We start from the raw sequence: 17940 nt of genomic DNA, 5'->3' as shown, positions 1-17940 counted from the left end.
AACCCTATGAAAGCACTCAAGGCAAAAGACCTCAGGTCTAAAACGGTTCCCGAACTCGAGGCACTCGTCAAAGCCGAGCGCGTCGCGCTCTTCCAGGCCCGGCGAGACCTCGTCTTCCGGCAGACCACCGATACCGCCAGCCTCAAAACCCGGCGGCACAACATCGCGAGGCTCCTGACCCTCATCGAAGAAAAGAAAAAGGGTGAAAAGGCATGAGCGAAAACACGGCAACTCGCGGCGCACGGAAAGTCCGGCGCGGAATGGTCAAAAGCAACAAGATGGATAAAACCGTCGTTGTCGAACTCAGCAGCAGCTTCCAACACCCGCTTTACGGCAAAACCGTCAAGCGGTCCGTCCGGGTCAAAGCCCACGACGAAGAGAACAGCTGCGATGTCGGCGACACCGTGGAAATCATGGAAACCCGGCCGCTCAGCCGCGATAAGCACTGGCGCGTCACCCGGATTATCGAAAAGGTCAAGTAGGGCCTTTTCTACAAGGTGGTCCGCAACCTCAGGCGGGCAAAGGCATGGCGTCCTGGCAACCCCCAGGACGCCCTCTACCGAACTATAGGAGCGAAACACAATGATTCAACAGTTCTCACGGCTCAAAGTGGCCGACAACTCGGGCGCACGGGAAGTGATGTGCATCCGGGTGCTTAAAGGGTCGCAACCCAAATATGGCGGTATCGGAGACATCATCGTCTGCTCGGTCAAATCCGCTACCCCCAACATGCCCATCAAAAAGGGCGACGTTATCAAAGCAGTCGTGGTCCGCACACGCAAAGCCGTCCGCCGGGCCGATGGGTCGTCCCTCCGGTTTGATGACAACGCCTGCGTCGTCATCAACCCCAACAAAGAGCCGCGTGGAACCCGCATCTTTGGGCCCGTGGCCCGCGAACTCCGCGATGGTAACTACATGAAAATCGTCTCCCTCGCTCCGGAGGTGCTCTAAACCATGCCGACCAAAGCTGAACTCAAAATCAAAGGACAACCCAAGCTCCGCTTGCGGCAAGGCGACCAAGTCGTCATCATCGCTGGGAAAGACAAAGGGGAACGAGGCTTCATCGCCAAAATCAGCCCGACGGAAAACCGGGCGTACGTTCTCAAAGACAATCCTGAAAACCCCGATGCGCCGTTGCCCCTCAACGCCGTCATCAAACACAAAAAAGCACGCTTTCAAGGCGAAAAATCCGACCGGATCCGCATCCCGTCGCCTATCCACGTCAGCAATCTCATGCTGATCGATCCGGAATCTGGCGAACCAACTCGGGTTGGCAAACGCAAAGAAGCCGGGAAAACCGTCCGCTTTGCCAAAAAGAGCGGCAAAACCTTGAATGACCAACCCAACATCGACAAGGAGTAACCGCACATGGCCCGTAAAGAAAACAAAGCCGCCAACACCGGCCCGCAAGGTGCCCTCCCGGCACCCCGGCTCAAAAAGATCTACCGAGAAACCGTTGTCCAACGCATGCGCGACAAGTTCCAATACGATTCCGTCATGCAAGTTCCCCGGCTCACCAAAATCGTGATCAACATGGGAACCGGGATCGACGAAAAAGAACTCGATTCCGCACTCCGGGACATGACCGTCATCACCGGCCAAAAACCCGTGACGACCGTTGCTCGCAAATCCGTCGCTCAATTCAAGTTGCGCGAGGGGATGAAGATCGGCTGCCGGGTCACCCTCCGCGGAGACCGCATGTGGCACTTCTTCGATAAGCTGAACACGGTGGCCTTGCCCCGTCTCCGTGACTTCCAAGGACTCTCGCCCAAGTCGTTCGACGGCCGCGGCAACTACTCCTTTGGTCTGCAAGAACAACTCGTGTTCCCGGAAATTGATTACGATTCGTTCGACAAGATGCGGGGGATGGACATCACCGTCTGCACCACCGCTCAAAACGACGAAGAAGGCCGCGAACTCCTCAAGGCTCTCGGATTCCCGTTGCGGGACAAGTAAAAGGCCTCCGCTCCTTGTTGGCACCCCTTGGGCTTCTGCCCCAGGGGTGCTTTGTTTTTGGTAACGTATCCGTGTGACCGTCCGGGATGTCCTTGTTGCCGTCGAACAATTCGCACCGCCGCATTTTGCCTTTGGCTTCGACAAAATCGGCCTGCAAACGGGCAACCCCGATGCGGAAGTCACTCAACTCGCGGTGAGCCTGGATTCGGGATTGGGGGCCATCCGGTTTGCCGCAGACCAAGGAGCCCAAGTGCTGGTTGCTCACCATCCCCTGGTCTGGGAACCGCTCAAAGCAGTTCGCACCGATGATTGGAACCAACGTCGGGTTTTTGAGGCGGTCAAATCGGGGATATCTGTCATCGCCGCCCACACCAACTGGGATTGCGCCCCCGGTGGGATCAACGACACCTTGGCGGGCCTCATCGGCCTCCACGATGTCCGCACTTTTGGATCCGCCGAGCGCGAAACCACCTGGAAAATTGTCGTGTATGTCCCGGTTGATTCCGGCGAGACCATGATCGATGCCCTCAGCAGCGCCGGGGCCGGCGTGATCGGCCAATACAGACGGTGCGCGTTCACCACCGAAGGCACGGGCACCTTTTGCGGGGGAGAAGGGAGCAAACCGGTTGTTGGCAAGCCTGGACAAATCGAGCGGGTGCCAGAAGTCAAGATCGAAATGACAGTCCCCGGAAATCGGAAACCCGCCGTCGAAATGGCGCTGCGAACTGCCCACCCATACGAAGCGCCGGCGTTTGATTGGGTGCCACTCGCCGACTCGGTTGGATATCCCGCCGGGCGCATCGGCCGACTCGATCCCAAAAACGATTTCCAACAACACACCGACCATTGCCTGCAAAGCCGGAGTGAGATTTGGCTGGGACATAACCGGCCGGTGGAGACGGTCGCCGTGGTCGGCGGGGCCGCCGCCGGAGAATGGAAAGCAGCCTTGGCCGCCGGGGCCGATGCCTTTGTCACCGGGGAAGTCCCCCTACACATCGCCCTGGAAGCCAGCGAGTCGGGGCTCACAATCCTGGCCTGCGGGCACTATGCGACCGAACAACCGGGAATGGCGGCGATGGCCAAGAACCTCCGTGAATCACTCCGAATCCCTATCCACCTTTACGCCCCACAATCCGGATTTCACGGCCACCCGCTTTGATCCCGGGCCTAGGGGTCTATCCTCCGAGCTTCCAAACCGATCACAATAGTAGGTCGGCGCGGAGCGGTGTCCGAGTGGTTGAAGGAGCACGATTGGAAATCGTGTATAGGGCAACCTATCGAGAGTTCGAATCTCTCTCGCTCCGCCATTTTTTTCGCCGATTTCAGCTATCCTAGGGCTACGGAAACCCCCACTGCGCCGGGGACATCAACAACCATATGGGCAAAAACATTTACGTCATCGTTGGGGCCGTTGTCGGAGTTGCCATCCTCGGCTTTGCGGGATTCAAACAAGTCCAATCCACAAAGTCCAATGCCACAGAACAACTCGTGTTCGGTGGCAATTCAGGCAATTCCAATCCCGCCGCCCCCAACGATGGCCTTGCCGGCGGCCCAACGGTTGGAGATAACCAACCCGGCGGGAACCCGATGGGCCAAGGGATGGGCACCCAACCCGAAGGGATGCAAACCGGCCCCGGGTCGGCAAACCAAGGGGGGCGGGGACAGGGCGGCTTCCGAGGCATGGGTGGCCAAGGTCGTCCCAACCAAGGTCAACCTGGACTCTCCCCCAACGGAGGCGTGGCACCGGGTGGCCCAGCCCAGCCCGGCAACTCCGGCGGCCGGATGGCGAACCCCGAGTTCGATATTATCGGCATGGGAGGCTTCATCCTGAACGACCCCAAAATCCAAGCCGAACTCAAACTTTCGAGCAAACAAAAGGCGGATTTGGAAGAGGCGTTGAAACCGCCGGCCGCCCCGGATGGCGGCTCGAACGACATGCAAGGTATGGCGCGAGGCATGGCCAACGGATCGGTGGAACGAGCCCAAAAAATCCGGGACATCCTGGATGACAAACAAGAGGCCCGGATGGAGCAACTTGTATTCCAAGCATTGGGGCCCTCGTCGCTGATGAGCCCGAACTTCCGGGAAAGGTTTTCCATCAGCGATGAAGAAGTCAAGAACATGCAGTCGGCCATGCAAGAGGCCTGGAAATCCCTAGGTGGGGGCGGCAACGGCGGATTCGACATGTCGGCAGCCATGAAGATGAAGGAGCAACTCGACGTCAAACTCGTCGCCGCCCTCGATGCCGATTCTAAAGCCAAGTGGAAAGCGGCCCTCGGGGCGCCGTTCAAATTCGACAATGCCATGATGGGCGGAATGTTTGGCGGCGGCGGCGGCCGCCGCGGTGGCGGGCCAGGCGGCGGTCAAGGAAACCGGCCCCGCGGCGGGGAATAACCGGGGTTCCTCACACCGAACTCATACGCCGGGCATAGAATCCCGTTGTAGCCTTGGCGGATGCCGCCAGGCGGAGAAACGAGATGAACGCTCAAAAAACCTTAACCATCGCATTGGCCGCCGTCGGTTTGTTCGGCGTTGCCGGTGCCGGAGTCATCGCCATCGCCCCGGCGACCCACCAAACAGAGCGGCTCACGCTTTTGCCATCGGCCACCGCTGAAATGACCCCGGTTTCTGAAACACTCATCCCGACGGATGGGCTTGACCAAAGCGGCTCCCTGGACGGCCAGCAAGCCGGCCCCCGCAACGGGAATGGCGGGCCGGGAATCGGCGGCGGGCAAGGTGCCCCGGGCGGTCAAGGCGGTCCAGGCATGCAAGGCGGACCTGGGATGCGGGGCCAAATGGGCGGTGCGCAGGGCCCCATGATCCTCCGCGACCCGAAAGTCCAGCAGGAACTCAAGCTCTCGCAAGATCAGATCGCCCAAATCCAGCAAGCCCTTGACGAGCTCCGGCCGCGGGGGCAGGGCGGACCCGGGGGAGAAGGTGGCCCTGGCTTCCAAGGAGGGCAAGGCGGCCAAGGCGGTCAACGTGGTCAAGGCGGGCCCGGAGGTCAAGGTGGCCAAGGCGGGCCTGGGGGTCAAGGTGGCCAAGGCGGTCAACGTGGTCAAGGCGGGCCCGGGGGTCAAGGCGGACCTGGCGGGCCCGGTGGCCAAGGCGGTCAACGTGGTCAAGGCGGGCCTGGTGGGCCTGGCGGCCCGGGGATGGACCCCCAAATGCAGCAACGGATGCAAGCGTTCGATGCCAAGCTGAAAACAATCCTCAACGACAGCCAGTACAGCCGGTACCACCAGTTGGAAATCCAGTCGGCTGGCCCGCGGGCCTTTGAACGGCCGGATGTGGCTCAGGCGCTCAACTTGAGCGAGGAGCAACACAACCAGATGCGCCAAATCATCGAAGCCGAACGGCCGCAACCGCCGCAACCCGGTCAGGGCGGAAACGAACCCCCGCAGCCTCCGCAACCGATGACGCCGGAAGAGATGCGCGCCAAGCAGAATGCCTTGATGGACAAGCTCCTGAAAGTGTTGGATTCCGGACAGTTGGCCACGTGGAAATCGTTGACCGGGGCTAAGTTCGAGTTCACGCTTGGCCAACAGCCCCGGCAAGGCGGTGGCCAAGGCGGCCCGGGCAACGGGCGGCCGGGCGGCGGCGGGGGCCAAGGCGGAGGCCTTGGCGGGGGAACCGACTCCAAAACCGAAGACGCTGCGATCGTCTTTTAATACAAAAAAAACCTAACCGTCCCGCCCCGCCCTCGGAAACGACTACCAGGGCGGGGCGGGCCTATTTTATTCGCCTTCCTTTTCCATCAAGAAGTTTTCAAACAAAAGGCCCGCGGCAAGGCCTCCAAGCAGCGGGCCGACGATCCACACGATCGGCGTTGCTCCAAACCCTCCGACAAACGCCGGCCCCAAAAACCGGGCGGGGTTCAAGGCGGCTCCCGTCATCGGCCCAATCGCAAGGATCCCCACCACGATCGAAATCCCAATATAGAGGGGGGCCTGTCCGGAATTGCGTTTGTCGACGGCCGAACCGAAGACCGTTGCCACCAAAATGAATGTGGCCACCGCCTCCAACAAAATCCCGTTCGTCATGGAAACACCCTCCCCAAGCGCTGGCGTCCCATCGCGCACGACTTGGATCCCCAGGGCCGATGCCGCTACCAGCGAGGCAACAAGGCCCCCAAGCAGCTGGGCGGCGATGTATCCGAGGAATGCCGGCACCTTGATCCGGCCCGTTGCAAGCATAGCCAGACTGACTGCGGGGTTGAAATGCGCCCCACTCACGGCAGCGAAGGCGGCAACCATCACCGATATCGCTAAACCGTGGGCCAGAGCGACTCCAGTCAGGTTTGTGGCGCCGGCACCAGCATTGGCAATGGCGAGCAATCCCGCAAAACACAACGCGAACACGCCGATGAATTCTGCGGCTAGGGCTTTGTAGTTCATCTCACCCTTGCAGACGGCGGTGCTGGCCCCGGGGGAGCGGATAAACTGCCTGCGTGAACATTGTTTGGAGCCTCCACCCGGAGACCCTTGCCGAACTTTCCGCCGAAAAGACGGCAGAACTCGTCCGGGGGGCCGGCGCGGATACCTGCTCGATCTTGATTGGCGAGGGGCTCAATGTCACGATCCAAGACATCTATCCTGGGCTCCCGGATTTTGTGAACGCCCTTTCCCAAGCGGGGGTCGAATCGTATTCCGTCCAAATCGACCTCACGCTGGAACAACTCATTGGCGAGCCGGATTTCATCAAACTTTTGGCCGCGTGTGGAATCCGAGAGTTTTCGATTGCCCAACTTGTCAAAAAGGGCTATTTCGTCCGCTCGCGCCTCACAAAAAGCCGGGGAAATCTGGAAAAGCTCGCCCCCATGCTGCAGGAGCATAACTTGAGGCTCATCCTGCCCGTGGCAGGGCAGAGCCTGTTGCCGTCGCCGAGTGCCGCATTCCACCTGGTGCGGGGGCTCTCGCCCGAATTCTTCGGAGTCCAAATCGATCCGGGCGGCGCGCTGTTCGAAGGGTTTGAAGCCTGGGATTACACCGTGGCCATCTTGATGGACTATTTGGCTTGCATCACGCTGCGGGACAATGTACTGCTCCGGCACCCCGGGGCAGAAGATGCCAATAGCAAAGGCTGGGCCCGCCGGTGGTCGACAGTCCAAGACGGCGTGACCGATTGGGCCGAGATGATGCGGCAGCTCCGGAACATCGAATTTGCCGGAAGGATCGAGCTCCGGCCTATGGTCAGTAAAACCGTTGAAGAAGTCAAAGGCGAGATCGACTTCCTCAAAAGGCTGCTCGGCTAGCGCGATTCAACCGCCGTTTCTTCCTTGATCCGGTTCAATTCGCTTCGACGCCCAGCATCGATGGCAAATACGGCCAACATCAAGAGCACAACCAACCCCGCACCAACCGTATGCAGAGCGTTCTGCAAACTCATCGGCAGGCGGCGGTTGCCGCGGATCAGTTCAAAGAAAGCAATCGCCATTTGGCCGCCATCCAACGGCGGGATCGGCAACAGGTTCATGATGCCCAGCGTGACGCTGAGGATGGCCGCCATCTCGATGACTTTGACCCAGCCTTGCTTGACACTTTCTGCCGTTTGTTCGACCATCGCGCCCGGGCCGCCGACATTTTCTTTGGCAACTTTGAAATCTGTGAAGGTTGCAAAAAGGTTCCGGACCATCACCACCGGCATCACGGCCGCAACTGTTGCCGCTTTGTCCACCGAGATCGGTTTGTACGTCGGTTCCGGCAAGAATCCAAGCCGCGCCTGGCGTTGGCTCTCACCGGTAGGTTCAAGGTTTTCGTCCAAGATGGGTTCGGCCCCGGGGGTCACCATCGGCAAGAAGGTGAAGCTCTGCGCCGCGCCATCCCGCATGACATCGATTGTCACGGCGACGGGTTTGAACTCTTTGTCGTAAGATTTGCGCACCACGGAGAGCACTTCAAAAAACGAATCGACCGGTCTGCCATTGACCGCCACAATCTTGTCGCCAACCCGAATTCCCGCCGCTTTGGCTGGACCGGTTGTCAAATAGCCGACCGTCGTGCTCGGCTTATCGGGGAGGCCCTGGGCCATGGTCGTGGCGAACATCAGCACCATCCCGAACAGGACGCTGAAGAGCGGCCCGGCAAACAACACGGCCAACCGGGCCAGCGGGGGCTTGGAAAAGAACCCCTGATCGACCTTTGTCTCGCTGCCGTCTTCTTGCGGTTGCATGCCTTTCATCGCGGCAAAACCGCCCAACGGCAAAAGGAGCAACGAGAATTCTGTGCCCTCGCGGTTGGTTTTGCAGGCAACCGGCCGAAACCGGACCGGAACCCTCTCCCCTTGGACTAGGATGCTTCCCCGGCCTTCATTCGCTTCACCCTCGCTCCCCGTCAAAACCGGGAAATAATAGTTGATCAAAACGGCGCAGGCCGATGCCGCCAAAACCATGCTTAGACCGTAGCCGGCATCGACATTCTGCAACCGGGTGCCGACCAAAACCACCACCGCCACAACGGCCCATGACTTGAAAAGCGTCATCAGCCCCGAAGTGAACGGCCGGTGGTACAAAACGCAAAGCCGGGAGATCACCCAGACCGGGCCGACAACCGCCAAGAACGCCATGCCGCCATAGAAAACCGGGAGGACACCGAAAAAGGCACCGAGGAAAGAGATGGCGGCAACCCCGGCCCCCACCGTCCAGGGAATCCAAGAAGGGGCCATCGGGCGGGCAAGCCGATCGGCAAGGTCGGTTTTGCGGATGCCGCCGACCATAACGGCAAACGCCGTCACGTGCATGCCGCACATTTTTGCCACGATGTAGTGGCCATATTCGTGGACAGCCACCAGAACCGTGATGACCACCAAGAAGGTGGCGCCGACGTTCAGTCCCTGGAGGACGGCTTTCAAGAGCTCCATGCGCTAGTTTTTCAACCCCATTTTCTCCCGGGCCGTTGCGCGGGCCCAACGGTCTGTTTCCAGCAGGTTTTCCAAGCTCGGTTCGACGGCGTCGTGGGCTGAAAGAACCTGTTCATTGATATCGGCAATTTCCAAAAATCCGACAGCATCCTTGAGGAAAGCGTTGGCGGCTTCCTCGTTCGCAGCATTCAGTGCACAGGGCGATGTACCACCTTTGGCAGCGGCCTCATAAGCCAAGGCCAAGCACCGGAATGTCTCCAAATCGGGCTTCTCGAACGTCAGGGTGGGTGTCTCGATCGGGTTCCAGGGCTGCAAGGCGTTCGGCTTGCGCTCCGGGTAGAGAAGGGCATATTGGATCGGGAGCCGCATATCCGGCCACCCGAGTTGGGCCAAGATGCTGGTGTCTTTGAACTGAACCATGCTGTGGATGATGCTTTGGGGATGGACGACGACTTCCACCTGGTTGATCGCCGTCCCAAACAGCCAATGTGCCTCGATGACCTCCAAGCCCTTGTTCATCAGGGTGGCGGAATCGACTGTGATTTTCCCGCCCATCGTCCAAGTGGGATGAGCCAGAACTTGCTCCTTTGTCACCGAGGCGAGATCCCCGCGGAGCTTGCCCCGGAACGGACCGCCGCTCGCGGTCAGGATCAACTTGTCCACCTGGCTGGGCTCGTAACCCTGCAGGCATTGGAACAACGCCGAATGTTCGCTGTCGATCGGGGTGAGGGTCACACCGTGTTTGGCCGCGAGAGGCATTACGACTTGCCCGGCCGCAACCAAAACTTCTTTGCTGGCTAAGGCGATGTCCTTGCCTGCCTCGATCGCCAAGATCGTTGGCCTTAGCCCGATGACCCCGCTTACCGCGACAACCACCATGTCTGCTTCGGCCAGCGTGGCGACATCGCAAACCGCCTCCATGCCTCCGGGCAAAACATGTTGGCGGGCCGCGGTCTCGTCCATGAGCGCGATGTTCCGAACCCCGAATTCCTGCGCTTGGGCCAACAGGTCGGTTGCCGACCGATTGGCAACCAAGCCGACCACTTCTAACCGGTCGGGGTGTTGCCGGACGATATCCAAAGTCTGGGTGCCGATACTCCCCGTCGATCCCAGCACCGCTATCCGCTTCACGCCGGTTAGTTTAGCCAAAACCGGGCCCCAAGACTCGGACAGCCAGGGCGGTCGGTCAGGTAATATCGGACTAGTTTTCAAAGAAAATTGAAAACTCATGGACAGCCATGGGCATCGCACCAGAACGCATCGTCGGCCAAGACCTGATGGACATTTACGCCAAGGTCGAAAAAGGGGAACGGCTTTCTGCCGAAGACGGCATTCGTCTATGCCGGACTAGGAACCTGACCGGGGTCGGTTACATGGCCAACATGGTTCGAGAACGGAGGCATGGCGCCCGAACCTACTTTGTTCGGAACCAGCACATCAACTACACCAATATCTGCAACAAGTTTTGCAAGTTCTGTTCGTTCTATGCCAAAAAAGGTGGGCCCGCCCCCTACGAAATGACCATTGAAGAAGTGCGGCAACGTCTGCATTGGCACAAGGATGTCGACGTCACCGAAATCCACATGGTCGGCGGCATCAACCCGCGATTGCCTTACGAGTATTACCTTGACTTGTGCCGGGTCGTGAAGGAGGTCTATCCCAACGCCCACGTCAAGGCGTTCACCGCCATCGAAATCGAACAAATCGCCCAGAAGGGAGGCGTCACGCACGAAAAAGCCCTGGCCGACCTCATGGAAGCCGGCCTGGACTCACTCCCTGGAGGCGGCATCGAGATCCTTAGCGACCGCGTCCACCGAGAACTGTTCGGCAAAAAACTCGGCGGGGATGGGTGGAAGAGCGTCGCGCGGGCGGCAGCAAAATTGGGACTCACCCAATACGCCACCATGCTCTACGGTCACATCGAGACCGACGAGGAAGTGGTCAGCCACCTCATCCAACTCCGCGAGTTGCAAGATGAAACCGGACACTTTGTGTGCTTCACCCCGCTGTCTTTCCACCCCGAAAAAACGGAATTGGAAGACCAAAAGCCCCCAACTGGCAACATCGATATTCGCTACGTGGCGCTTAGCCGCTTGATGCTCGACAACTTTGAGCACATCAAGAGCTTTTGGATCATGAACACCCCCGAGGTCACCCAGACCGCGCTGTGGTACGGGGCCGACGATGCCGACGGATTCGTCCACGAATACGAGATCACCTACAAGGAAGGCGACTTCGGCAACAAGCAACAGGTGCTCACGTTGGAACGCATGACCCGAATGATCACCGAAGCCGGCCGCATTCCGGTGGAGCGGGATTCTCTTTACAACGAGATTGTGCGCGACACCCAGGCTCAAGAAAAGAAATCGCGCAAGCTGATCCCGCTTAGCGTTTCTTAGTAGTAGCTGAGGCTATAGATTTTGATCCAGCCAGAACTCGTGAGGCAGTAGTCGCCGACGATAGCGCCGCCATAGGTTTGCCAGCTTGTAAAGATAAGGCTGTTCAACGGGGGGCCGGCATCGAGGGTCAGGGTTGTGCCGTTCACACGGAGTTCACGGCCACTCACCAATACCGAGGCCCGAGAACCGGCTATGACGAGTTCGACCGTTGTTCCGTTGCGAACGGAATCGTCGTAGTAAAGATGGGAAAAATGCGGTATCTCAACCCAATCCGTGCCTTCCCCGGTAAAAGGATTATTGATGATCCGGAGATAGTGCTCGGCCCCAGTTCCTTCCGCAAAACCGACGGCAAAGAATCGCCCGTAGCGATCTTGTAACCCCATCATCATGCCCGGTACGGGCGAGATGTTGGTTTGGTGGTATCCGCCGAAGTATTCGACCTGGGCGCGGATCGATGCGCCCACGTGGAAGTCGATCGATGTATCGTGCCGGTCAAGAACCATGTAGCCTGAACGCCCAGGTTGGCTTGGACTGTTGTAGGCTGAAGAGCCATCCCATGTGCTCAAATTGAGATAGGAAATAGAAAGAAGAGAGGATGCACTATGGAAAACAGAAGGCGGAGTTACTTGGTTACCACTTAGGTTGGTGTGATAGTTCCAACCCCAAAAAGTACCCGCTAGGCTGGGGTGGTCTGGACGGACGTTGTTGATTGTATCGGTAAAAACCATCCCTCCCGCGCCAAATGAAATGGTTGAGCCGAGCAACGCCATCGCAACTGCAATACGCTTCATAGATGGAGCATACACATAAAGCAAACTCGCTTCATAAAATCTAAGTGGTCGAAATTTTTGATAGGTGGTCTCTTTGGACTTTGTGGCGTCGTTCGTCTAGACACGTTGGATTCGTTGGAATGGAGTCGCTGGATCATGAAAAAGGGGCCCCATTGCTGGGGCCCCTTCCGTGCATTCACTAGAGACGCGAGGCTTAGTTGACCGAAGTCAGACCGTCGGCTTTGCGGATTTCGCCACCACCAGCGGTGTAGGCGCGTTTGCCCCACTGGAAGCGATCCGGGTTGAGGGTGGCATCCAGGTTGCTGTACTTGGCGTGGGTGTCGGCATAGGTGAAGTTGGCACCCGTGCCCCAGCGATCCGGTTGGGCGTAAGTGATGTGGCTAAAGCCGTTGGCACCAGCCGGAGCGCCAGCCTTGCACGCGGCAAGGTCGCTCTTGGCCCGGGTCAGACCCAGCGCATAGTACCAAGCCAAACCGACTTCGGCAGCCGCTTCGCCTTGGAAGGCGTTTTGGTTCTGCAACAGGATCCCGTTGGCCGGTCGGTGGGTTTTGAAGGCATCGCCGGAAGCAACCGAAACACCGTTGATACAGGTCGGGTAGTGGGTTTGCGGGGCGAGGAGGATCGTTTCCGCAACCCCATCGACCACGGTCGAACCGATGACGTTCATCGGGTCGACGGTGCGGCGTTTGCGGGGCATGAGCATTGAGTTGGCGGTGTAGCTCAGGCGCGGAGCTTGGACGTCTTGGATCGTGCTGCAGGTGGCTTGCGGGGATTGGCCGGCCGGTGCACCATAGCCGCTGTTGTTGCCGACATAGCAGGTCGGGGCCATACCGCCCGTCGGGTCGCCCGGGCTGACGAAGATCTGGATATTTTTGGTGTACGGCTGCAGGAGGCCCGACCATTGGACATAGCCGCCGATCCCGTTGGCGTTGGTAGCCGAACCGCTGTCGTTCGGATAGTAGTAAGCCTGCATGTAAGTGTCGTCATAGTCGCTCAGGTAAATCTGGAGCGCGGTGCCGATCTGCTTCATGTTGCTCAGGTCTTGAGTCTTCTTGGCGGCTTCCTTGGCCTTGGCGAAGACGGGGAACAAGATGGCGGCGAGGATTGCGATGATCGCAATCACGACCAGCAACTCAATGAGGGTAAACGCTTTTCGCATGGTTCGTGGATTCTCCAAAAAGGAACCGACGGCACGCACGGGGCGGCCATGGCTCCGAACATTAGACCAGAGTTCGCATCTAGGAAATGTTAAGTAGCAGTTAAGGATTTTGAGGCGGAATGGTCCGGCCCTCGCCCGATGCTCCGGATCGATGGATTTTTCAATCTACCGTCTAATTTGTGCCAAAAATAGTGCACATAAAACTGCTGGATTGGCCAACATTCTTAGCTTTCACACCTCACATGATCGAGTCCGTCGATCTCAGGAAAAGGTCCCAAGAAGGTGGTGGTTTGTTAAGATGTTAAGAAGTATTAATGTGTATCTGCGCCATCCGGTTGAAACGCTACCCCCAAAATCCGATCCAAAATCGGCTGATCTTCGGAAGCCGGTGCGGGCATGACTGAGACCGCCGAGAGGTACCCGCGGAACAAATCCATGGCCTCGCGGCATTTTTTGCAATGCAGCACATGGAGCCACCCCAACAGATTCCACCAGCGGCGGGGCTGGCCGGCAGCTTGTCTTTCCACAAAGTGGCGCACGTGGTGGCAGGGTTCGATTTGGTCGCTGTGGTTCATCGTTCTGGGTGGAGGAGGTAGCGGAGCCGGTTGGCCAGTTTCCACCGGGCCCGGCTTAGACGGGAGCGTACGGTGCCGACCGGGATCCCGAGCATTTTGCTGGCTTCAAGGTATTCCATGCCTTCCAAGTCCACCAAGACCACAAGGTCGCGCTGGTCTTCTGGCAGGTCTTGGACGGCTCGTAGGATTTCGTCGGAAATCTCGTTTCCAAAGGGTTGCGATAGCGGGGCAGAGAGCCGCTCTTCGATCCCGGCATCCAATGGGGCCACCGGTTTTTGGGACCGGCGGTGGAGCAGGAATTCCAGGGTGACGGCTTGCCTGAGCCAAGCCCGGCTATTTGGACCGATGACGAATTTAGATTCGCGCAGGGCCCTCAAACCCTTGACCACCGCCCCTTGGACCAGGTCGGATGCCAGATCGGAATCGGGCCAACTCAACCGCCGGGCGAGCCGGATCAAGTTCGGGAATTCCCGGATTACCAACTGCTCATAGGCCGCTTCCGACCCGGTGGCGTCATCCGGGTGCTTGAGCAGTTGCGCGGCAGGAGGGCAGGTTGGCATCGGGCAAACAGTGAATGTCCACGCCGATCCTTTTGTTCCGAGTATTTTTGGGGAATCCGCCGCCCCGGGCCCTCAAGCTGATTCCAAGAGCCCGTGGCCAAAGTGGATCACGCGGTTTTTGCCCGTCCGTTTAGCTTGGTAAAGCGCTTTGTCGGCCTCGTCGATCAAGGCTTGCTCCGATTTCGACATGGAGTAGACCGTGGAAACCCCGACGCTCACCGTGACGGCTCGCGATGTCGTCTTTGCCATTTGGACGCGTCGGCGGAGTTCTTCGGCGACGGCAATGGCAGAGGTCTCCGATGCCCCGGGCAGAACCATCATGAACTCCTCACCGCCGTAACGCCCGACCCCGGCCCCTTTGGGGCAAGACTGCTTGAGCACGCTGGCAATCGTCCGCAGGGCCTCATCTCCGGCGATGTGGCCGTATTGGTCGTTCAACGATTTGAAGTTATCGACGTCCATCAAGATCACGCTGCTTGGTGAGCCGATCACCGAGCTCCGCTTCATGTTGGTGGTCAAGAATTCCATCAGGGACCGGTGGTTCATCACCCCGGTGAGCCCGTCCAGTGTGGCCAGGGATTGCAGCTTGGCGTTGGCCGATGCCAATGCGTCGTGGCTGGCCGCCATCGCTTGGTTTTTTTCGGCGATGATGTCCATCTGCTCTCGGATCCGCTCTCCTTGGGCGGCCAATTCAATCCGGGCCACCCGGGCTTGGGCCAGACTGTCCGACATCCGGAACGCGGCCGCCGCACCGGTCAGTACGATGAAGGCGAGCGCACTCGTTAAAACCAGGATCCCGGTTTGACTTTGCGAACCCGCCGCTGTTCCGGAAGGCCCATTGAATGCCACGAGCACCAGCGCTTCGATCTCCCCCCTGGGGTTTTTGATCGGGATGGCGGCGAGCGCCTTTCCGGAACTGGTGGCGTTGGGGGCAAATCCACTCGTCCCCTGCCAGCCAAAAGCCAGGTTGTTCGCCGATCCTGCGGCCAAGTCCGAGTCTTCTGCGCTGCCAGCGCGGATGATGGTCTGCGGAACCCCGGACGGGGTTTTTCGCACCGTTTGGATCGAAGACACCTGGTGGTTTTGCCGGAGAAGCTGGTCAAGCCAGTTTTGCAATTCGGCTTTCGCAGAGTCTGTCGATCCATCCAGCCGGATGAGTGAATGCCCCTTGGCTTGGATCGAGATGCCCAAGATGCGGGCTGCCAACATCTCGGAATCACGGAGTTGCCGGGTCTCCCGGCGGACGATTTCCCTGCCGAAGTATGCCCCTGAACCAATGATCGCAGACAGCAGAACCAGCACGGCCACCAGAGAAGTTATTGCGTGTTTGAACCGCCAAGACCAAACAATCAACCCGGCAAATCCCACCGCCGCAACGGCGGCTAGGCAATAGAAGAGCGGGTGAACATCAGACATGTGCTGGCAAATGCGGACCGATCTTGCCGAATCCTTAACAGGGATTCTCGGTTCAATCCCGGGGGAATTGAAGCAGGGAAGGACCCAAAAATAACAAAAATTCCCCCGGCAACTTTGTCGGGGGAATCAGGTGGTTTGGCCGCTATTCGGCTTGGTCGGCGGCAGCGTCTCCGCTCTCATCAGCCGAGGCTTCTGGAGTGGCGGCGATTTCGGCTTCTGCCATGGCTTCTTCAAACTCCGGAAGGTGCTCTTCGGTTTCCATGAATTCCGGGTCGAAGACGTTGAGTTTAAACTCAATATCCACATTGCGGTGGACGTTGAGCTCGATATCGTAAGTGCCGAGTCGCTTGATCGGCCGGAGCAGGAGAACGGCTTTCCGGTCTACGGTTTCGTTGAGTTGGCTCTTGACGGCATCGACGATGTCTTGGCTGGTGACAGCGCCGAACAACCGGCCATCGGGGCCGGATTTTGTTTCGATCTTGACCAATTTGCCGTTCATCCGGGCGGCCATGGCCTCGGCATCGGTCTTGGTCGATTCAAGCTGGGCTGCGGCTTTAGCGTGTTGCCGCTCCAGCGCGCCGAGTTGCTTCTTATCGGCGACAACGGCCATGCTGTTCGGGAACAAAAAATTGCGGGCGTAGCCGTCTTTAACCGTGACGACCTGGCCTTCTTTGCCCAACTTGGGCACTGCCTGCTTCAAAATGACTTTCATCGGAAAACCTCGTTCGTGTGCGGTTCAGCGTTTGGTGCCGACCCCGACCGCTAGGCTGTTTTTCCCGAACACCTTGTCGATGCCAACCCAACCGAAAATCGATTCGTTGAACCGGCGCTTGAGACGGATGTCCAGCTGCGGATCGTTTAGGCCGAACAGTTCCGATTGGAACCACGTGTTCGGCGCAAGCGCATAAGATACCCCGATGCCGGGCTTGGACGCATAGACCCCGTACCGAAGGTCCGTCCGTTGGTCAAGCGGCTTTTGAAAGAAGATGTTCAGTTTGTTCGATTCAAACGCATCGTAAAGGCCAAGGTTGAGCTTGTCCTTCCCGGCCGGGATCTGGAGGTTGACATCTGCCCGCAGCCGCGAGCCCTCAGAATTGTAGGTCAAACCGGTCTCCACATCGATTTTGGGGATTAGGCTGGACGCACCGCCGGAACCTTCAAACTTTTTGACGGCCCCTTTCACGTCCTCAATGAGCTTTTCGACTTCGTCGGCCAGTTTGTTGGCCTTGGTCATGAGCTCTTTGGTCTGCTCGCTGATCCCGATGCCGTTCTTGGTAATTTCTTCGGTGTTGGCTGCAATGGTCACGCCAGATTCAGACATCTTGTTGAAGTTTTCCAAGGTGGATTTGAGGTTGCCTTGGATATCAGGATCGGCGGTGTAGGCACGCAGGTCGGAAACCAACGCTTTGCCCTCTGTCGCCGCCTCGTTCATCGTGGCCAGCAACTGCTCGGTTTGGGATTGCAGCTTTCCACTTTTGGCAAACGAATTCAGTTCGGCGGTCACCGATTCCACGTTTTTGACGGTGTCCACCATCGAAGCCAACAGGGTGTCTATCCGCTTGTCGTTGCGGGTTAGCGTGCCATCCAAGTGTTCGGCAAGTTTGCCGAACTTCCCGGCCGTGTCCTGACCGGATTTCATTACGCCGACTAGACCGTCTTTCAGCTCTTTGTCCTGGAGCAACTCGCGGAAGGCGACCATGGTCTTGTTCAACTCCTCCATCGTTTGGCCGGTGTCGGGGAGGATGTCGTCGAGCGGCCCTTGCAGCTGGCCCGGAATGGGGGAGTCCATATTGTCGGCGGCATAGAACCCTGTGCCGGTTCCAAGCGGCTTGAGCAGCACTTGGCGGTCACCGATGGCGATGAAACTCGTGGGCAAAACGGCAACCAGATTCTTGGGGAGTTTCCGGCCCTGTTCGATGCTCAAGGTCGCCAACGCCGCCCCGTCTTCCGCGAGTTCCACCGATTCCACCCGCCCGATGGAAACCCCGGCCAGCAGCACGTCGGCGCCTGAATTCAGGCCTCCCGCATCGGCGAACCGGGCGTAATAAGTGTCCTTGGGTTTGGCGAACAGGCTCGCATTTAAAACCGCGAGGATGCCGGCAAAGAGCCCGACAAACACCAAAACAAAGGCTCCGACCTTCCACGCCGCTTGCATTACCCTATATTACTGCCGCCCCTGCCCAAACGATGCCCCGACAACAAGAATGGCCCGCGGATGATGTCCGC

19 protein-coding genes and 1 tRNA gene are annotated in these 17940 nt (G+C 58.6%); 11 read left to right on the top strand and 9 right to left on the bottom strand.

What is annotated here, in order from left to right; translation table 11 throughout:
• Positions 1-6: 6 nt before the first annotated feature.
• From rpmC to JNM28_12570, 9 genes are all read left to right on the top strand, one after another.
• On the top strand, positions 7-216 hold the full coding sequence (gene rpmC / locus JNM28_12610) for a 50S ribosomal protein L29 (GenBank protein MBL8069282.1): 210 nt from the start codon (positions 7-9) through the stop codon (positions 214-216).
• Positions 213-482 (top strand): 30S ribosomal protein S17, encoded by a 270-nt coding sequence (gene rpsQ, locus JNM28_12605; protein MBL8069281.1) that lies wholly within the window; start codon positions 213-215, stop codon positions 480-482. The genes rpmC and rpsQ overlap by 4 nt, the downstream gene beginning before the upstream one ends.
• 100 nt (positions 483-582) lie before the next feature.
• On the top strand, positions 583-951 hold the full coding sequence (rplN, locus tag JNM28_12600; GenBank protein ID MBL8069280.1) for a 50S ribosomal protein L14: 369 nt from the start codon (positions 583-585) through the stop codon (positions 949-951).
• Positions 952-954: 3 nt separating this feature from the next.
• A complete protein-coding gene (gene rplX / locus JNM28_12595) occupies positions 955-1362 on the top strand; it encodes a 50S ribosomal protein L24 (GenBank protein MBL8069279.1) in 408 nt (135 codons plus the stop codon).
• A 6-nt stretch (positions 1363-1368) separates the two neighbouring features.
• Positions 1369-1956 (top strand): 50S ribosomal protein L5, encoded by a 588-nt coding sequence (gene rplE / locus JNM28_12590; protein MBL8069278.1) that lies wholly within the window; start codon positions 1369-1371, stop codon positions 1954-1956.
• Positions 1957-2029: 73 nt separating this feature from the next.
• A complete protein-coding gene (locus JNM28_12585; GenBank protein MBL8069277.1) occupies positions 2030-3115 on the top strand; it encodes a Nif3-like dinuclear metal center hexameric protein in 1086 nt (361 codons plus the stop codon).
• A 60-nt stretch (positions 3116-3175) separates the two neighbouring features.
• Positions 3176-3263: transfer RNA gene (locus JNM28_12580), tRNA-Ser, on the top strand.
• Between the two features lie 70 nt (positions 3264-3333).
• Positions 3334-4350: a hypothetical protein gene (locus JNM28_12575; GenBank protein MBL8069276.1), complete on the top strand. Its 1017-nt coding sequence runs from the start codon at positions 3334-3336 to the stop codon at positions 4348-4350.
• Positions 4351-4433: 83 nt separating this feature from the next.
• On the top strand, positions 4434-5627 hold the full coding sequence (locus tag JNM28_12570) for a hypothetical protein (protein MBL8069275.1): 1194 nt from the start codon (positions 4434-4436) through the stop codon (positions 5625-5627).
• A gap of 66 nt (positions 5628-5693) precedes the next feature.
• Here JNM28_12570 and JNM28_12565 read toward each other — a convergent pair whose 3' ends face one another.
• Positions 5694-6353 carry an aquaporin gene (locus JNM28_12565; GenBank protein MBL8069274.1) on the bottom strand — a complete coding sequence of 220 codons (660 nt, stop codon included), beginning with the start codon at positions 6351-6353 and terminating at the stop codon, positions 5694-5696.
• A 53-nt stretch (positions 6354-6406) separates the two neighbouring features.
• On the opposite strand from JNM28_12565, the gene JNM28_12560 reads away from it, so the two are divergent.
• On the top strand, positions 6407-7210 hold the full coding sequence (locus JNM28_12560) for a hypothetical protein (GenBank protein ID MBL8069273.1): 804 nt from the start codon (positions 6407-6409) through the stop codon (positions 7208-7210).
• On the opposite strand, the gene JNM28_12555 is transcribed toward JNM28_12560, so the two are convergent.
• Together JNM28_12555 and JNM28_12550 are read right to left on the bottom strand one after the other, a co-directional pair.
• On the bottom strand, positions 7207-8814 hold the full coding sequence (locus JNM28_12555) for a site-2 protease family protein (protein MBL8069272.1): 1608 nt from the start codon (positions 8812-8814) through the stop codon (positions 7207-7209). The genes JNM28_12560 and JNM28_12555 overlap by 4 nt on opposite strands.
• Before the next feature lie 3 nt (positions 8815-8817).
• Positions 8818-9945, bottom strand: a complete 1128-nt coding sequence (locus JNM28_12550) for a 1-deoxy-D-xylulose-5-phosphate reductoisomerase (GenBank protein ID MBL8069271.1) — start codon at positions 9943-9945, stop codon at positions 8818-8820.
• Positions 9946-10052: 107 nt separating this feature from the next.
• Here JNM28_12550 and JNM28_12545 point away from each other — a divergent pair, with 107 nt between their 5' ends.
• The gene (locus JNM28_12545) at positions 10053-11213 is read left to right on the top strand and encodes a CofH family radical SAM protein (protein ID MBL8069270.1); all 1161 of its coding nucleotides are present in this window, start codon (positions 10053-10055) and stop codon (positions 11211-11213) included.
• Here JNM28_12545 and JNM28_12540 read toward each other — a convergent pair.
• The 6 genes from JNM28_12540 to JNM28_12515 form a co-directional block, all read right to left on the bottom strand.
• Positions 11210-12004: a hypothetical protein gene (locus JNM28_12540; GenBank protein MBL8069269.1), complete on the bottom strand. Its 795-nt coding sequence runs from the start codon at positions 12002-12004 to the stop codon at positions 11210-11212. The genes JNM28_12545 and JNM28_12540 overlap by 4 nt on opposite strands.
• A 193-nt stretch (positions 12005-12197) precedes the next feature.
• Positions 12198-13163 carry a prepilin-type N-terminal cleavage/methylation domain-containing protein gene (locus tag JNM28_12535; GenBank protein ID MBL8069268.1) on the bottom strand — a complete coding sequence of 322 codons (966 nt, stop codon included), beginning with the start codon at positions 13161-13163 and terminating at the stop codon, positions 12198-12200.
• 571 nt (positions 13164-13734) lie between these two features.
• Positions 13735-14298 carry a sigma-70 family RNA polymerase sigma factor gene (locus JNM28_12530; GenBank protein MBL8069267.1) on the bottom strand — a complete coding sequence of 188 codons (564 nt, stop codon included), beginning with the start codon at positions 14296-14298 and terminating at the stop codon, positions 13735-13737.
• A 72-nt stretch (positions 14299-14370) separates the two neighbouring features.
• Positions 14371-15714, bottom strand: a complete 1344-nt coding sequence (locus JNM28_12525) for a GGDEF domain-containing protein (GenBank protein ID MBL8069266.1) — start codon at positions 15712-15714, stop codon at positions 14371-14373.
• Positions 15715-15856: 142 nt separating this feature from the next.
• Positions 15857-16426 carry a 50S ribosomal protein L9 gene (locus tag JNM28_12520; protein MBL8069265.1) on the bottom strand — a complete coding sequence of 190 codons (570 nt, stop codon included), beginning with the start codon at positions 16424-16426 and terminating at the stop codon, positions 15857-15859.
• 24 nt (positions 16427-16450) lie between these two features.
• Positions 16451-17869, bottom strand: coding sequence for an MCE family protein (locus JNM28_12515; protein ID MBL8069264.1), 1419 nt, complete (start codon positions 17867-17869; stop codon positions 16451-16453).
• Positions 17870-17940: the final 71 nt, after the last annotated feature.

The organism is Armatimonadota bacterium (assembly GCA_016789105.1).
Taxonomy (GTDB): domain Bacteria; phylum Armatimonadota; class Fimbriimonadia; order Fimbriimonadales; family Fimbriimonadaceae; genus UphvI-Ar2.
The sequence above is the reverse complement of the archived record's forward strand: the minus strand, read 5'-3'. Positions and strand labels throughout refer to the sequence as shown.

Bases quoted from the DNA above. Each gene is read 5' to 3' on its own strand.
- rplN (MBL8069280.1), top strand. From the start codon at position 583: ATGATTCAACAGTTCTCACGGCTCAAAGTGGCCGACAACTCGGGCGCA.
- JNM28_12535 (MBL8069268.1), bottom strand. From the start codon at position 13,163: ATGCGAAAAGCGTTTACCCTCATTGAGTTGCTGGTCGTGATTGCGATC.
- rplX (MBL8069279.1), top strand. From the start codon at position 955: ATGCCGACCAAAGCTGAACTCAAAATCAAAGGACAACCCAAGCTCCGC.
- JNM28_12545 (MBL8069270.1), top strand. From the start codon at position 10,053: ATGGGCATCGCACCAGAACGCATCGTCGGCCAAGACCTGATGGACATT.
- rplE (MBL8069278.1), top strand. From the start codon at position 1,369: ATGGCCCGTAAAGAAAACAAAGCCGCCAACACCGGCCCGCAAGGTGCC.
- JNM28_12525 (MBL8069266.1), bottom strand. From the start codon at position 15,714: ATGTCTGATGTTCACCCGCTCTTCTATTGCCTAGCCGCCGTTGCGGCG.
- JNM28_12555 (MBL8069272.1), bottom strand. From the start codon at position 8,814: ATGGAGCTCTTGAAAGCCGTCCTCCAGGGACTGAACGTCGGCGCCACC.
- JNM28_12515 (MBL8069264.1), bottom strand. From the start codon at position 17,869: ATGCAAGCGGCGTGGAAGGTCGGAGCCTTTGTTTTGGTGTTTGTCGGG.
- rpsQ (MBL8069281.1), top strand. From the start codon at position 213: ATGAGCGAAAACACGGCAACTCGCGGCGCACGGAAAGTCCGGCGCGGA.
- JNM28_12520 (MBL8069265.1), bottom strand. From the start codon at position 16,426: ATGAAAGTCATTTTGAAGCAGGCAGTGCCCAAGTTGGGCAAAGAAGGC.
- JNM28_12575 (MBL8069276.1), top strand. From the start codon at position 3,334: ATGGGCAAAAACATTTACGTCATCGTTGGGGCCGTTGTCGGAGTTGCC.
- rpmC (MBL8069282.1), top strand. From the start codon at position 7: ATGAAAGCACTCAAGGCAAAAGACCTCAGGTCTAAAACGGTTCCCGAA.
- JNM28_12565 (MBL8069274.1), bottom strand. From the start codon at position 6,353: ATGAACTACAAAGCCCTAGCCGCAGAATTCATCGGCGTGTTCGCGTTG.
- JNM28_12570 (MBL8069275.1), top strand. From the start codon at position 4,434: ATGAACGCTCAAAAAACCTTAACCATCGCATTGGCCGCCGTCGGTTTG.
- JNM28_12540 (MBL8069269.1), bottom strand. From the start codon at position 12,004: ATGAAGCGTATTGCAGTTGCGATGGCGTTGCTCGGCTCAACCATTTCA.
- JNM28_12530 (MBL8069267.1), bottom strand. From the start codon at position 14,298: ATGCCAACCTGCCCTCCTGCCGCGCAACTGCTCAAGCACCCGGATGAC.